Genomic DNA, 15,026 nt, shown 5'->3' on the forward strand with positions numbered 1-15,026 from the left:
CTCCTGCCTCACACGCCTCACGAAAGGGCTCTCATGACGCCTCCACTCCCCACCGAGACCGGGGCCACCAGCCGCCACGTTCAGGTGGACGGCACCGTCGTCCACGTCCACGAGGCCGGGTCCGGGCCGACCCTGCTGTGCATCCACGGGGGCGCGCCCGGCGCGACCGGCTGGGCGAACTTCGGCCAGAACGTCGCCACGTGGGCCCGTGGCTTCCGCGTGCTCGTGGTCGACCTGCCCGGCTTCGGCGAGTCCGACTGGGTCGAGGCTTCCGACGGCAAGCACCGCGCGCACGCGAACCTCTTCGTCGGGCTCCTGGACGAGCTGGGGATCAGCGGTCCGGTCCACGTGGTGGCCCTGGCCACGGGCGGCGCGGTGGCGATGCGCATGGCCATCGACCACCCCGACCGGGTGGCACGGCTGGTCCTCGTGAGCTCGGCCGGCGGCCTCTCCCTCTTCGACGCCTCCCCCACCGAGGGCGAACGGGCGATCCGTGAGTACTACTCCGGGACGGGCCCCTCGCTCGAGAAAATGCGCCACTACCTCGCCCTCACGGTGAGCGACCCCGCCCTGGTCACCGACGAGCTCGTCGAGGCCCGCCACCAGAACAGCATCACCCCCCAGGCCCTCGAGGGCTCCCGGCACCGCGGGCGCCCCCACCCCAGCGACGCGGTGTGGCAGGAGGCCCCCTCGATCCGGGCCCGCACCCTGATCGTGTGGGGCCGCGACAACCGCGTGAAGGGCTACGACAACGGGCTCTTCCTGCTCAACCGCATCCCGGACAGCGAGCTGCACATCTACTCGGGCGCCGGTCTGTGGGTGCCGTTCGAGCGTGCTGCCCGGTTCGAGCGGCTGGTGTCGGACTTCCTGCTGACCGACTGACCCCCTCGGGGCGCTGCCCCCGTATGCGACGAGGTCCCCGTCCCGAGCATCGGCTCGGCACGGGGACCTCGCGGTTGTGGCGGTCGGTCAGGCCCAGAGTGCTGCGTCCTCGGCGCACTCGCGGGCGGCGTCCTGCAGGCGGGAGACCCACCGCAGAATCTCGCGGCCCTCGGCCTGCTCGGGCAGCTGGCTCAGCTTGAGCGTCAGGACCACCTCACCGTGCACGTCGACGACCGGCACCGCGAGGTACAGCACGTCGTACCGGGCATCCAAGTCGATCTTCTCCGGCTCGCGCACCGACGACATCCGGCCCATGCTCTCGACGAACTCGCGGTCCCCGGTGGGGGTGCGGGGGCTGTCGGCGAACCGCTGCATCGCGTGGTCCATCTCGGCCTCGCACGTGCCGCCCTTCAGCACGAGCGACCAGCCGCGCTCGCGCACGCGCTCCAGCTGCGCCTCGGCCGAGCGCCGGAGCTCCTCGTCGAGACGGCCCAGGGAGAACCAGGCGTCCTCGGGAACGGCACAGTTGCCGGTGACGAACAGGGGCTGCAGCGGCGCCACTATCGGGATCCGGGCACCCAGGAGGGATCCCACCCGGCCCAGCGCCTGGTTGGCGCTGGCCACCAGCACTCCCTCCCCGCCGTCGCGGACCAGCACGTCGCACTGGGCGCCCAGGTCGTGGGCCACGTCCTCGATGCGGGCTCGCAGGGTCTCTGCGAGCCGCACCGAACGGATGAACGACGGACCGCCGGGCATCAGGAGCGAGCCGTGGCTGAAGCTCCCGTAGCCACCCTGGAAGAACAGGAGCGGAAGGTCCGGGTTCTGCACGCCCAGGGCGGTGGTGTCGCCCAGGACGATGTAGTGGTCGCCGACGTCGAGGGTCTCCCGCTGTCGGCACTCGATCCACGCGACGGCACCGGGCAGGATCGGGGCCCCTGCCGGCGAAGGGGTCCAGTCGAGCCCCTCGAACTTCTCATCGTCGCTCTTCGCGAACTGGCGGCACAGGTGCTCCTGGTCGGCGCTGAGCACATTGACGCAGAAGACCTCCGCCTCGCTGAGGCGCACGTAGCTCTTCGAGCTCTTCGACGGCAGGTACGCCACCACCGGGGGCTCCAGCGACACCGAGGTGAACGACCCGATCACCATGCCGGCGGGCCGGCCGTCGGAGGCGATGCCGGTCACCACCACCACGCCGGTGGGGAAGTGACCCATGACGTTCCTGAACGCCCGCGGGTCGGGGGCGTTGCTCACTGCCTTGTGAGCCGCGACGGTACTCACAGGTACCCCAGCTTCTCGGCGCGCTCGCACGCGGCAGCACGACGCTCGGGCGGCAGGAACATGGTGTGCTCGCCGGGCAGACCCAGGTCGACCATGGCCATGGCTTGGCCGCGCTCGTCGATGTTGGCGGTGCCGTGGCTGCGCGCCACCAGGATGTCGCGGTAGAGGCGCTGCATGATGTTGGAGCTGTACACCGCGTTGGGTCGCAACGTCGGGAACAGCGAGGCGGCGATGTCGAAGATGAGCTTGCCGTTGCGGGAGATGTCGTACATCGCCTGCGCCACCTGCAGGTCGCTCTGCTCGCGCCCCTCGCACGCGGCGTCGTACGCCTCCTGCAGACGGATGCGCGGCACGGTGCCCGCGACCGACAGGTTGCCACGCGCCTCCGCCAGGCGGGTCAGCATCAGGCGGTCGTCGCCGAGGGACCGGCTGACGGTCTTGGAGACGCCGTAGGCCGTCTTGAACTCCTCGTAGAACCGCCACCCGGCACCGAGCGCGGGAGCCGAGGACACCGAGGTGTAGATCAGCGACTGGGGCACCCGGTACAGGGGCGCGTCGGTGTGCTTGAGCCCGGGCCCGAAGCCGCTGCGCAGGACGTCGCGGTCGATCGCCCGGTGCTCGGGGATGAACACGTCCTCGACCACCACGCTGCGGCTGCCGGTCCCGGCGAGGCCGAGTACGTGCCAGTCGTCGATGCTCTTGACGTCCTTGACGGGGATGACGAAGTTGTACGGTGCCGGCTCGCCCTCGACGTTGGCGCCCAGGGCCACCCACGAGGAGTGGAGGATCCCGCTCGACGACTTCCACGAGCCGGTGAGACGGTAGCCACCGGGGACCTTGGTGGCCACGTTGCCCTGCATGTTGTAGGACGACGAGATCAGAGTGGTGGGGTCGTCACCGAAGAGCTCGTCGTTGAGCTCCTTGGACATGTGCGCCATCTCCCAGGTGTGGACACCGAGCACCATCAGGATCCACCCGGTGGACGTGCACGCCTTCGCGATCTCGGAGACCGCCTGGTAGAACTCGGCCGGGTTGGCCTCGGCGCCGCCGTACGCAGCCGACTGGAGACCGCGGGTCAGGCCCGCGTCGATCATCTCGTCGATGCTGTCCGGGTGGACGTAGCGCTGCTTCTCGACGTCCGCCGCCCGTTCTGCGATGGAAGGGTAGAGCCTGCGAGCGCGCTGCACGAGCGGCGGTTCGGTGGCGCTCGCCTCGGTGCTGGTCATGGTGAAGTTCCTCCTGGAGGTGGGATCTGGTTCGGGCTCTACTCGGCGGCGGAGCCGGCGGGAGTCTCGACGAGGGAAGGAATGGGCGGACGCCGGTCCGAGATCCCGGCGCGCACACTCGTCTTCCACGAGACACGTCCGTCACGGAAGAACTCGAGGAAGACCTGGTTGAAGAGGTCGGGCTGGTCGGTCTGACCCTGGTGCCCGGTCTCGTCGGGGTAGAAGAACTGGACGTTGGGGAGTGCGTCTTCCTGCAGGTAGCCCGCCTCGACGCGGAACACCACGTCCTGGCGGCCGTACAGGTAGATGCCCGGGATGGTGACCTTGTCGAGACGTCCGCGCGTGGTCAGGCGGGCGAGCTCGTTGGGGTCGCTGCTGCCGTCCTGCGGACCGAACACGCGGGCAAGGTTCTTCGCGTAGGTGTCGGCGTGCTTGCTGGCCGCGAGAGTGCGCATGGCAACCACGTCGTCGGTGACCTTGGAGGGGTCGTACGTGATGCTCGTGAGCACCGCCCGCATGCTCTCCTCGGTGCCGTCGAAGGCAACGTGCGGCAGCTCCTTCGGCCCACGTCCGTCCGCTCGGCGGATGTCCTCGAGCGAGACGAGGTCACCGATGCGGCCGGCGATCAACGCGAAGCTGAGGACCTGCTCGGGGTGGGTCACCACGTACTGGGCGGTGATGCTGCAGCCCATCGAGTTGCCTGCCAGGTGGAACTCGTCCACGCCCACCTGCCGCACGAAGTCGTGCACGAAGTCGACATGACCGCCCAGGCCGTACCCGTAGTGGTTGGTCGGGTCCTCGGTGAGTCCGTAGGACGGCAGGTCGGGGGCGTAGACCCGGAAGCCGCACGCCCCGAGGTAGGGGGCCATGAAGCGCCAGCCGGCCGTTCCGGACGAGCCGTTGATCCCGCCGTGGAGGAGGACCACTGCCGGCCCGGTCTCGCCGGAGGTCATGTAGTGGACCTTCGCGCCCATGGAGAGGCGGACCCACCGGCTGAGCATGCCCGGGACGTGGACGATTCCCTCTTCGGTCAGTGCCATCGTTGACTTCCCATCGCGTGTGTTCGTCAGAGCAACCGTCGTCCAGTGATCAGAGTCACGACAACCCAGTTGTTCCGCGGTCCGGCACAAGTCCTTCCAACGGTTCAGCCGAGGCGTCGGACGATGCCGGGGGACGGCTTGGGGTTGTCCTCGTGGACGGTGTGACCCCAGATGCTGCTCTTGTCGAAGGTCTTGGGGGTCCAGTCCTCGTCGATCTCGACGCCGCCGTAGCCGTACTCGATGTTGAAGGCGGACGGCGTGGTCAGGTAGAACGACACCATCCGGTCGTTGGCGTGGCGCCCGAGCACCTTCGAGATCGGCACACCGCGCTCGAGGCAGAGGTCGTAACCACGCCCGACGTCGTCGATGGCCTCCAGCTGGAGCATGAGGTGGTTGAAGCCCACCACGCCCTCCGGCAGGCGACCCAGCGCCAGGGAGTGGTGACGGCCGTTGACGTGGTAGAAGTGCGCCTCGAGCTTGTCGGTGATGATCTTGTCGGACAGCTCGAAGCCGAGGACCCGCGTGAAGAAGTCATGGGCACGCTCGAGGTCGGGCATACCGACCACCACGTGTCCCAGGCCCTGCTGGCCGGTGATGAACCGGCTGATGGCACGACCGGGGCGGAACGACGAGGGCCGGATGATCTGGCCCCAGATCAGCTCGTGACGGTATCCCCACGGGTCCACGAACCAGCGGATTCGGTTGACGGCACGAGCAGCCGCCAGCTCGGCGTCACCCTCGTGCACCTCGACCCCCTCCGCCTCGAGGCGGCCCTGGAGCTCGTCGAGGCTGGCCTCGTCGGTGACGGCCCAGCCGAAGTAGTCGACCGCGTCGACCTCTCCCGGGTGGATCTGGATGCGCCACAGCGCGTCGTCGACGCGCAGCCGCACGGCGCCGTCCGGGCCCGGCTCGGCCAGCATGCATCCGAGCACCTCCGTGGCGAAGGTAGGCCATTCGTCGACTGCCGGGGAGGAGATGCCGAGGTAGGCGAGGGAATGGAGCATTGCTGATTCCTTTCGGCCGCGTGTGCGGATCTCGGCGGGGCGGGTCCTGGCGCAGGGTGTGGGCCCACCATCGGCGCGTCCCGATCCGGAGGGAAGGAAAAGGTTCCGGCACGCGGCACGGCCCACTCTCCGACGGGCAAGGACTGCGGGCGACCGTGGATGGTCAGGTCCGGTGCCGGTGCGGCGGTGGCGTCGGGCTTGGTCAGCGACCGGTGGCGGCGTCGGGTGGCGTCGACGATGCCGCGCTCACGCATGATCCGCTCGGCCCGCTCGCTGATGTAGTGGGTGGCCGAATCCAGCGAACCGTCACATCGTTATCCATCTACATCAAGGGCTGCCTGTAAGCCTCGGTGTGGGAGGTGAGCTGAACCGGCAGGGCCACCGTGTGGCCCGCTGCACCGTCGAACGCCTGATGCACGAGCTCGGCATCGCCGGAGCGGTCCGTGGCAAACGCGTGATCACCACGATGCCCGGCGGGCAGGTCGAGCGGGCCCCGGACCTTCTGGACCGCGACGTTGTCGCCGGCGCCCCGAACCGCTGCTGGGTCGCGGACTTCACCCACGTGAAAACCTGGGCCGGTGTCGTCTACGTCGCCTTCGTCGTGGACACCTTCTCCCGCCGGATCGTCGGCTGGTCCGCAGCCACCGTGAGGGAAACGGTCTTCGTGCTGGATACCCTGGAGATGGCGCTCTGGCAACGCGACCGCGACCAACACCCGATTCGGCCAGGTGAGTTGATTCATCACTCGGACGCCGGGTCGCCGTACACGAGTTTCCGGCTCGCTGAGCATCTGGATGCCGCCGGCATCGCCGCTTCGATCGGATCCGTCGGCGACGCCTACGACAATGCCCTGATGGAGAGCATGATCGGGCTGTTCAAGACCGAGCTGATCAAGCCCCGACGGCCATGGAAGACGCTGTCCGACGTCGAGCTCGCCACCGCCGAGTACGTCGGCTGGTACAACCACCGCCGACTCCACGGCGAGATAGGCCACGTCCCGCCCGTCGAATACGAGAACAACCACTACCTCGCAACCACGAAACCCCAGGTCACAACCAACGACTGAGATCTCTATCGAACCCGGAACGGTTCATCTCTCCCTCTGACATCACCTACGAACTGCCCGAGGGCTGGATTTTCGGCATGACCAGCCGTGGTTACACGGTGTCGGGCACCGAACTCGCCGTAGGTGAAGGGATACCGACTCGTCTCTGACTTCCCAGCAGTTGGCGGACGCCGAGGAAGTTGTGTTCAAGAAGCTCCAGACCTACGGCGGCGGCCGCATCGACCGCTGGGCCGGCATGGACGAATCGGGAGACAACGGACACGGGCGCGGACACCCCGCAACGGCACTGGACCTGACGCCCGCCGAGCCCGGCGCAACACCGGTCAGCCCGAGCCCTACAGAGAAGGCCACCACACCGGCCCCCTCCGACCCCCACCGACTGAGTAGTCGGACCCGCCGACGACGTCTTCCGCACAGGCGGGCCGGACCGGGTGGGCACGGATCGGACCGCGTGCGAGGAATACCTGACGCGCCATCAGTACGAGCGTCAGGCGAGCGTCATGATGGCCACCGGTGGTTCGCACGAAAGTCACGATCCGATGCGCGGCACCATGCCAGCCACTGGTCGAACCGCAGGTCGGATGCCATCCCGAGCATACGGCGAGACTTAACATCATGTAGCCATGGAAAGAGGTCGGCCGGGTCGTACGGACACTCGTATTCGAGACGAACTAGCAGGTCAGAGCTCCTTCATGCGGACTCCAAGACCGCCACGCACTCCACGTGCGACGTCATCGGGAACAGGTGGATGGCCGCCGTTCAGCTGCATCGGCGCCTGGACCTAACAACTTCGTCAGCGAAGGGCGGGGATGATGTCGGTGCCGTAGGCGTCGATGGTGGCTTCGCGGTTGTCGTGCATGTCGTAGACGGCGAACTGGTCGACGCCCAGGTCCTTGAGGTGCCGGAGCTTGTCGATGTGGGCCTCGGTGGGGCCGAGGAGGCAGAAGCGGTCGACGATCTCGTCGGGGACGAAGTCGGTGGACGGGTTGTCGGCGCGGCCGTGGTGGCTGTAGTCGTAGCCGTGGCGGTCCTTGATGTACGTGGTGAGCTCGTCGGGGACCATGGCGGAGTGCTCGCCGTACTTGGCGACGAGGTCGGCGACGTGGTTGCCGACCATGCCGCCGAACCACCGGCACTGGTCCCGGGCGTGCGCCAGGGCATCGGGCGAGTCGTCGGCCGTGACATATGCGGGCGCGGCGACGCAGATCGTGAGGGCGCCGGGGTCCCGGCCGGAGTCCTGGGCCGCCTTCCGTACCGCCTTGACCATCCATTCGGTGAGGAAGGGGTCGGCGAGCTGGAGGATGAAGCCGTCGGCCTTCTGGCCGGCGAGCGCCAGCGCCTTCGGGCCGTACGCGGCCATCCAGACCGGCAGCCTGCCGTTCTTGATCCACGGGATGCGGACCGGGTTGCCGTCGACCAGCGCCTCCCGGCCCTCGGCGAGGTCGCGGATGACGTCGATCGCCTCGCCCAGGCGGGCCAGGGTGTTGGGCCTGCGGCCGGCGACCCGCATCGCGGAGTCGCCGCGGCCGATGCCGCAGACGGTCCGGTTGCCGTACATGTCGTTGAGGGTGGCGAAGGTGGAGGCCGTGACCTCCCAGGTGCGGGTGCCGGGATTCGTCACCATCGGACCCACGTGCAGCTTCGTGGTGTGTTCCAGGATCCGGCTGTAGATGACGAAGGGCTCCTGCCACAGCACGGCCGAGTCGAAGGTCCAGCCGTAGCGGAAGCCGTTGCGCTCCGCCCGGCGCATCAGCCCGACGACCTGCGACGCCGGCGGGTCGGTCTGCAGGACGAGTCCGAAGTCCAACGCGGGACCTCCAGTTCGAATCGGTGCGGGGAGGTCCTGGGGGTCAGCCCAGGTACTGGCAGGTGGAGCGCGGGACGAACGTGCCGTGGCCGGCGTGACCGACGTACTTGCGCTGGTCGATGACGACCTCACCCCGCGAGAGCACGGTCTCGACCTGGCCGGTCACCGTCTTCCCCTCGTACGCCGAATAGTCGACGTTCATGTGGTGAGTCTCGGCCGAGAGCGTCTGGGTGACGTGCGGGTCGTAGATCACCACGTCGGCGTCGGCGCCCGGCGCGATCGTGCCCTTCTGCGGGTAGAGGCCGAACATCCGGGCCGGGGTCGCACAGGCGATCTCGATCCAGCGGCGGCGTGAGATGTGCCCTTCGACGACAGCCTGGTGCAGCAGGTCCATCCTGTTCTCGACGCCAGGCAGGCCATTGGGGATCTTCGAGAAGTCGCCCCGGCCCAGCTCCTTCTGGCCCACGAAGCAGAACGGGCAGTGATCCGTCGACACCACCTGGAGGTCGTTCGTCCGCAGACCCCGCCACAGCGCCGCCTGATGCTCCTTCGGCCTCAGCGGCGTCGAGCACACGTACTTGGCGCCCTCGAAGTCCGGCTCCGCCAGATTGTCCGTCGACAGGAACAGGTACTGCGGGCAGGTCTCGCCGAACACCGGCAGCCCCATGTCCCTCGCCGCCGCCAGCTCCGCCACCGCCTCCTGGGCCGAGACGTGGACGACGTAGAGCGGCGCGCCGGCCACCCGGGCGAGCTGGATCGCCCGGTGGGTCGCCTCCGCCTCAAGGAGCGTCTTGCGGACCTCCCCGTGATGGCGCGGATCGGTCTCGCCGCGGGCCAGGGCCTGCTCCACCAGGACGTCGATCGCGATGCCGTTCTCCGCGTGCATCATGATCAGACCGGCCGTGTCACCAGCAACCTGCATCGCCCGCAGGATCTGGCCGTCATCCGAATAAAAGACCCCCGGATAGGCCATAAACAATTTGAACGAGGAAATGCCATGCTCGATGAGCTTCGGCATCTCCTTGAGCGTCGCCTCGTTCACGTCCGACATGATCATGTGGAACGCGTAGTCGATCGCGCACTTCCCGTCCGCCTTCTCCAGCCAGGCATCCAGGCCGGCCTGCAGCGAACGGCCCTTTGACTGCACCGCGAAATCAACGATCGTCGTCGTCCCGCCCCACGCCGCCGCCCGCGTCCCCGTCTCGAACGTGTCCGAAGCGAACGTCCCACCGAACGGCAGCTCCATATGCGTGTGCGCGTCGACCCCGCCCGGGATCACGTACTTCTGCGACGCGTCGATAACACGGTCAGCCGTCCACTCCTGCGTCCCCGGCGCCGCCAACGCCACCACCCGGCCGTGCTCGATCAGCACATCCGCGTGCACCTCGTCCGCGGCCGTGATCACAAGACCACCGGTAATCAGAGTCCGAGTCATTTCCCAGCCATCCCTTCATACCCGCCGACCACGCCACCACTGACACAGGCCGGGACCACGCCCCGGCCCACCCGCCCCCTCACGCCGCCATCTCGCACGGCACACGGCCTACTCCGCTAGAAAACCCCTGGTCACGCGGCCGAATGAAACTCTTGAATGACGTGATCCCTTCTTCCACCAGAAGGTCCATTTCCTTCAGTGTCTTCGGGTTCACGTCGGAGACGATCATGTGGAAGCCGTAGTCGACGGCGCAGTTGCCCTCGGCCTTGGCGTGCCAGGCGTCCAGCCCTTCGCGCAGGGAGCGGCCGACGCTCTGCACCGCGAAGTCGACGACGGTGGTGGTGCCGCCCCAGGCGGCGGCCCGGGTGCCGGTCTCGAAGGTGTCGGAGGCGAAGGTTCCGCCGAACGGCAGCTCCATGTGGGTGTGGGCGTCGACACCGCCCGGGATGACGTACTTGCCGGTGGCGTCGATGACCCGGCCGTCGGTGAACGCGGCGGCGGCCGGGGTGCCGGAGGCGGCGAGGGCGGCGATGCGGCCGCCCTCGATCAGGACGTCGGCGTGGATCTCGTCGGAGGCGGTGATGACGAGGCCGCCACGGATGACGGTACGGCTCATGCGGTGACCCTCCGCTGGACGGTGGTGGAGAGGTGCGGGTCGCTACGGTGCGCTCCGCAGCGCGTGCTCGAGGATCGCGGCCCCCTCCTCGGCCTCCGCCACGTTGAGGGAGAGCGGTGGGGCGATGCGCAGGGCGCTGGTGTTGTGGCCGCCGCCCTTGCCGATGAGCAGTCCGCCCCGGCGGGCGGCCTCCAGCACGGCGGAGGCGGCCCGCGGGTCGGCCTCGTCGGTGCCCGGTTTCGTCAGCTCGACGCCGATCATCAGCCCGCGCCCGCGCACCTCCCGTACCCCGGGCACCTGGGCGGCGACGGCCCGCAGGCGTTCCAGGAGCATGCCGCCGACCCGCCGGGCGTTGCCCTGCAGGTCGTGCTCCAGCAGGTAGGTGAGGTTGGCCAGGCCGGCCGCCATGGTGACCTGGGTGCCGCCGAACGTCGAGATGCTGTTGGCGTCCAGGCAGTTCATGATCTCGGCGCGGGCGATGACACCGCCGATGGACATGCCGTTGCCGATGCCCTTGGCGAAGGTCACGATGTCGGGCGGGCCGCTGCGCGCGTGGGCCTGCCAGCCCCAGAAGTGCTCGCCGGTGCGGCCCCAGCCGGTCTGCACCTCGTCGGAGATCCACAGGATGCCGTGTGCGTTCAGCACCTCGCGGAACGCCGCGTACAGCCCGTCGGGCGGTGAGGTGAAGCCGCCGACGCCCTGGATCGGCTCGGCGATCAGCGCCGCGGGCGGGCGGGTGTGGCCGAGCAGGTCCTTGAGGTCGTCGACGCAGGCCGCGATGAAGTCGTCGTCGCCGAGCGAGGCGTACGGGCCCCGGGTGCGCACGCCGCCGTGCACGTACAGGGTCTGCAGCGGGGACAGCGAGGTCGGGGACCAGCCCCGGTTGCCGGTGACGCCGACCGCGCTGAAGGAGCGGCCGTGGTAGCTGTTGCGCATCGCCAGGACCGAGTTGCCGCGCCGGTAGGTGGTGGCGAGCAGCAGGGCGGTGTCGTTGGCCTCGGTGCCGGAGGTGGTGAAGAAGACCCGGGCATCCGGGATGCCGCTCAACTGGGCTACTCGTTCGGCGAGTTCGACCATCTGCCGGTCGAGGTAGAGGGTGGAGGAGTGGATGATCCGCCCGGCCTGCTCGGCGACCGCCTTCGTCACCTCGGGCAGGGCGTGGGCGGTCATGGTGGTGAGGATGCCGCCGAAGAAGTCGAGGTACCGGTTGCCCGCGGAGTCCCAGACGTGGCGGCCCTCGCCGTGGGTGATCTCGATGGGCTCCTCGTAGTAGAGGGCGAGCCAGTCGGGGAGCACGGAGCGGTGGCGGCCCAGCAGGTCGTCGGTCACGGCCGCACCAGCCCCTCGTAGGCGTCGGGGCGGCGGTCGCGGTAGAACGCCCACTGCTGCCGTACGTCCTCGATGAGGTCGAAGTCGAGGTCCCGGACCACGAGTTCCTCCTTGCTGTCGTCGGCGACGTCGCCGACGAACTGGCCGCGGGGGTCGACGAAGTACGAGGTTCCGTAGAAGTCGTTGTCCCCGTACTCCTCCTGGCCCACCCGGTTGATCGCGGCGACGAAGTACTCGTTGGCGACGGCCGCGGCCGGCTGCTCCAGCTGCCAGAGGTGGGCCGAGAGGCCGCGGTGCGTGGCCGACGGGTTGTAGACCAACTGGGCTCCGTTCAGCCCGAGTTGCCGCCAGCCCTCCGGGAAGTGGCGGTCGTAGCAGATGTAGACGCCGACCTTGCCGACGGCGGTGTCGAAGACGGGCCAGCCGAGGTTGCCGGGCTTGAAGTAGAACTTCTCCCAGAACCCCTTGACCTGGGGGATGTGGTGCTTGCGGTACTTGCCGAGGACGGTGCCGTCGGCGTCGATCACGACCGCGGTGTTGTAGTAGAACCCCGACTGCTCGACCTCGAACACCGGCACGACGATCACCATGCCGGTCTCGCGGGCCAGTTCCCGCATCCGGCGGACGGTCGGCCCGTCGGGCACGGGTTCGGCCCAGCGGTAGTGCTCGGCGTCCTGGACCTGGCAGAAGTAGGGGGCGTTGAAGACCTCCTGGAACCCGATGATCTTCGCACCCTGTCGAGCCGCCTCGCGGGCGTGCTCCTCGTGTTTCGCCACCATGGACTCCGTGTCGCCGGTCCAGGTGGCCTGGACCAGGGCGGCACGTACGACGTGTGCCATGAGCTACTCCTTCGACGCGACGTCAGCGCCTCTACACCCGTAGAAACGGTCGTAGAGGGACGAACTTGACGTGCTCCCTGGCCTGAAGTCCAGGGATTCCGGCCTGGGCCGTCCGGCCCTTCCGGGGGCTTCCTGCTTCACCGCGCTGTGCGGGCACGGGTGCCCGTCTTACCGGCGCTCCACAGGCGTTTGGTGTCTCCGCCCGTCCGGCGGCGACGATACGGCGTCCTTCGAAGAGGACGTTGCGGGCTGCGTTGTGGTCGCGGTCGTGCACCGTGCCGCACTTGCTGCACGTCCACTGCCGGACGTGGAGAGGCTTCGGCCCGTCCCGAAATCCACAGGCCGAGCAGACCTGGGAGGACGGGAAAGCCCGGCCCACCCTGGCGAAGGTACGGCCGTGCTTGACCGCCTTGTACTCCAGCATGCCGACGAACGCGGACCATCCCGCGTCGTGCACCGACTTGGCGAGCCGGGTGCGTGCGAGACCGGACACCGCGAGGTCTTCCACGTACACCGCTTGGTTGTCGCGGATGATCTGAGTGGAGGCCTGGTGGTGGAAGTCCCGGCGCCGGTCGGCCACCCTGGCGTGCTGGCGTGCGACCCTGCTGCGGGCCTTGGCCCGGTTCTTCGACCCTTTCTGCGTGCGGGACAGCTCCCGCTGAAGCCGCTTGAGCTTCTTCTCCGCCCGGCGCAGAAACCTCAGGGAGACGATCTTGCGCCCGTCGGACAGCACGGCGAAGGCGGACAGGCCGAGATCAATCCCGGCTTCGGTCTCCACGTCCGGGAGGATGTCCGGTGCGGTGTCCACGACGAAGCTGAGGAAGTACCGGCCACAGCTGTCCCGGGTGACGGTCAGGGACGTGGGCGCGGCCGGAAGCCGGCGTGACCATGTGACCTTGAGATGGCCGACCTTGGCCACATACACCGTACCGTTCTCCTGCAGGGAGAAGGCGTTGGTGTTGAGGCGGATCGACTGCCGGGTGTCCTTCTTCGACTTGTAGCGGGGCGGCCCGGCCTTGCGGCCCCGCCGCTTACCGGTGAGCGAGTCGAAGAAGTTCCGGTAGGCGGCATCCAGGTCCCGCAGGGACTGCTGCAGGACGACCGCGGAGACGTCGGCGAGCCAGGCCCGTTCCCCGGTGCGCTTGGCCTGCGTGATGCGCAGCCGGGACAGCTCGGCCGACGTCACGTACGGCAGCCCCGCCGCGTGCGCTTCCCTGCGGTCGCGCAGGCAGTCGTTCCACACCACCCGGGCGCATCCGAACGCCCGCGCCAGCGCATGGCGCTGGGCGGCGTCGGGGTAGGCGCGGTAGTTGTAGCGAAGCTGCATAAACCATGACGCTACTACGATTCGTCTCATCAAGGGGTGGAACGGCCAAAAGCCTGGCAGGCGCGGAGTGCGGGCGTGGCCGAAAGGTGGTTTCGGCGCTGCATGCGCGCTTGGTCTTCGTGACGGAGGACCGGCGCGGGGTGTTCGACGACGAGATGCCGGCGCGTTGCGAAGAGATCATGCGCAAGGTGCGCGAGGACTTCGAGGCGGAGCCGAAGGAGTTCAACGGCGAACGTGATCACGTCCACCTCCTGGTGCACTATCCGCCCAGGGTCGCCGTCTCCAAGCTGGTCAACAGCCTCGAAGGCGTCTTAGCTCGCCGGATACGGCTGGGGACACCTCCCAGCCGCAGGCCGGGGGAGAGTTCACCGGCCACATTAACCGCGCCGTCCTGCACGGGCACCTGTGGTCACCCTCGTATTTCTCCGCGTCGTGCGATGGGGCGCCGTTGGCGATCGTCCGTCAGCACATGGAGCAGCAGAAACGTCCGCTCTGAAGTGCACCTCAGAACGGCCCTGAGATGCATTCATCCCCGGCGTGAACGACACCGTTGGGAAATCCGTAAACCGGCCTCGTTGACTCGTTGAAGTCGGCATGATCGTTCTGTTCGTCGGAGCGAAAGGTGGGCTGGGTGTCGTTGGAGTCGTGGGATGACTGTGGGGTGCCGAAGCTGACCGCTCGGGTGGTGCGGGCGTCGTTCCCCAAGGGCTCGCTCGCGGTGCGGGTGCGGGAAGCTCTCGGCCCGCTGTTCGAGGACGGGTCCTTCGCCGAGGCGTTCGCAACACGGGGGCGTCCGGCCGTGCCGCCCGGTGCGCTGGCGCTGGTTTCGGTCCTGCGATATGCCGAGGGCCTCACTGACCGGCAGGCCGCTGGCCAGGTGCGGGCCCGCATGGACTGAAAATACCTCCTCGGCCTTGAGTTGGACGACCCCGGGTTCGATTTCTCCGTCCTGAGCGGCTTCCGTACCCGGCTGATCGCGCACGGTCTGGAGGCGAAGGTTCTGGACTTGGTACTGGAGCGGATCCCCGCGTTGGGGCTGCTGCGGTCCAAAGGACGTCAGCGCACCGACTCCACACACGCGCTGGCGAACGCCGGCTCTCCTCGCCCTACGGCCCCGACGCCCGCTACGGCCTCAAGCGAGGCTCGGGCTGGTGCGGCTACAAAACCCACCTCATTG

At 68.4% G+C, this 15,026-nt stretch carries 12 protein-coding genes and 2 pseudogenes; 4 read left to right on the forward strand and 10 right to left on the reverse strand.

What is annotated here, in order from left to right; all coding sequences use genetic code 11:
• The first annotated feature begins 33 nt into the window (after positions 1-33).
• Positions 34-882, forward strand: coding sequence for an alpha/beta fold hydrolase (locus ACTWJ9_RS04180; protein ID WP_279332678.1), 849 nt, complete (start codon positions 34-36; stop codon positions 880-882).
• A gap of 87 nt (positions 883-969) precedes the next feature.
• On the opposite strand, the gene ACTWJ9_RS04185 is transcribed toward ACTWJ9_RS04180, so the two are convergent.
• The 4 genes from ACTWJ9_RS04185 to ACTWJ9_RS04200 form a co-directional block, all read right to left on the reverse strand.
• Positions 970-2,160 (reverse strand): flavin reductase family protein, encoded by a 1,191-nt coding sequence (locus ACTWJ9_RS04185; protein ID WP_279332679.1) that lies wholly within the window; start codon positions 2,158-2,160, stop codon positions 970-972.
• Positions 2,157-3,386 (reverse strand): acyl-CoA dehydrogenase family protein, encoded by a 1,230-nt coding sequence (locus tag ACTWJ9_RS04190; protein ID WP_279332680.1) that lies wholly within the window; start codon positions 3,384-3,386, stop codon positions 2,157-2,159. Before ACTWJ9_RS04190 ends, ACTWJ9_RS04185 begins: the two co-directional genes overlap by 4 nt.
• 38 nt (positions 3,387-3,424) lie before the next feature.
• A complete protein-coding gene (locus ACTWJ9_RS04195; protein WP_443295207.1) occupies positions 3,425-4,426 on the reverse strand; it encodes an alpha/beta fold hydrolase in 1,002 nt (333 codons plus the stop codon).
• 104 nt (positions 4,427-4,530) lie between these two features.
• Complete coding sequence (locus ACTWJ9_RS04200; protein ID WP_279332682.1) at positions 4,531-5,430, reverse strand: VOC family protein; 900 nt, start codon at positions 5,428-5,430, stop codon at positions 4,531-4,533.
• 352 nt (positions 5,431-5,782) lie between these two features.
• On the opposite strand from ACTWJ9_RS04200, the gene ACTWJ9_RS04205 reads away from it, so the two are divergent.
• Positions 5,783-6,496 (forward strand): IS3 family transposase, encoded by a 714-nt coding sequence (locus tag ACTWJ9_RS04205; protein WP_443295208.1) that lies wholly within the window; start codon positions 5,783-5,785, stop codon positions 6,494-6,496.
• A 793-nt stretch (positions 6,497-7,289) separates the two neighbouring features.
• On the opposite strand, the gene ACTWJ9_RS04210 is transcribed toward ACTWJ9_RS04205, so the two are convergent.
• The 6 genes and pseudogenes from ACTWJ9_RS04210 to ACTWJ9_RS04235 all read right to left on the reverse strand — a co-directional run bounded on the left by ACTWJ9_RS04210 (position 7,290) and on the right by ACTWJ9_RS04235 (position 13,849).
• A complete protein-coding gene (locus ACTWJ9_RS04210; RefSeq protein ID WP_443295209.1) occupies positions 7,290-8,303 on the reverse strand; it encodes a TIGR03842 family LLM class F420-dependent oxidoreductase in 1,014 nt (337 codons plus the stop codon).
• 43 nt (positions 8,304-8,346) lie between these two features.
• Entirely contained in the window at positions 8,347-9,738 is a 1,392-nt protein-coding gene (gene hydA, locus ACTWJ9_RS04215; protein ID WP_388705181.1) for a dihydropyrimidinase, read from the reverse strand.
• A gap of 142 nt (positions 9,739-9,880) precedes the next feature.
• A pseudogene (locus tag ACTWJ9_RS04220) lies at positions 9,881-10,354 on the reverse strand (amidohydrolase family protein); the annotation flags it as partial.
• A 42-nt stretch (positions 10,355-10,396) separates the two neighbouring features.
• Positions 10,397-11,683, reverse strand: a complete 1,287-nt coding sequence (locus ACTWJ9_RS04225; protein WP_279332686.1) for an aspartate aminotransferase family protein — start codon at positions 11,681-11,683, stop codon at positions 10,397-10,399.
• A complete protein-coding gene (locus ACTWJ9_RS04230) occupies positions 11,680-12,522 on the reverse strand; it encodes a nitrilase-related carbon-nitrogen hydrolase (RefSeq protein ID WP_443295210.1) in 843 nt (280 codons plus the stop codon). Before ACTWJ9_RS04230 ends, ACTWJ9_RS04225 begins: the two co-directional genes overlap by 4 nt.
• Before the next feature lie 31 nt (positions 12,523-12,553).
• Positions 12,554-13,849, reverse strand: a complete 1,296-nt coding sequence (locus ACTWJ9_RS04235; RefSeq protein WP_443295211.1) for an RNA-guided endonuclease InsQ/TnpB family protein — start codon at positions 13,847-13,849, stop codon at positions 12,554-12,556.
• 53 nt (positions 13,850-13,902) lie between these two features.
• Between ACTWJ9_RS04235 and tnpA the strand changes: the two are divergent.
• Together tnpA and ACTWJ9_RS04245 are read left to right on the forward strand one after the other, a co-directional pair.
• A pseudogene (tnpA, locus tag ACTWJ9_RS04240) lies at positions 13,903-14,345 on the forward strand (IS200/IS605 family transposase).
• Positions 14,346-14,510: 165 nt separating this feature from the next.
• A complete protein-coding gene (locus tag ACTWJ9_RS04245; protein WP_443295212.1) occupies positions 14,511-14,747 on the forward strand; it encodes a transposase in 237 nt (78 codons plus the stop codon).
• Positions 14,748-15,026 lie beyond the last annotated feature (279 nt).

The sequence above is a fragment of the Streptomyces sp. GDS52 genome, assembly GCF_052246875.1.
Lineage (GTDB): Bacteria > Actinomycetota > Actinomycetes > Streptomycetales > Streptomycetaceae > Streptomyces > Streptomyces cathayae.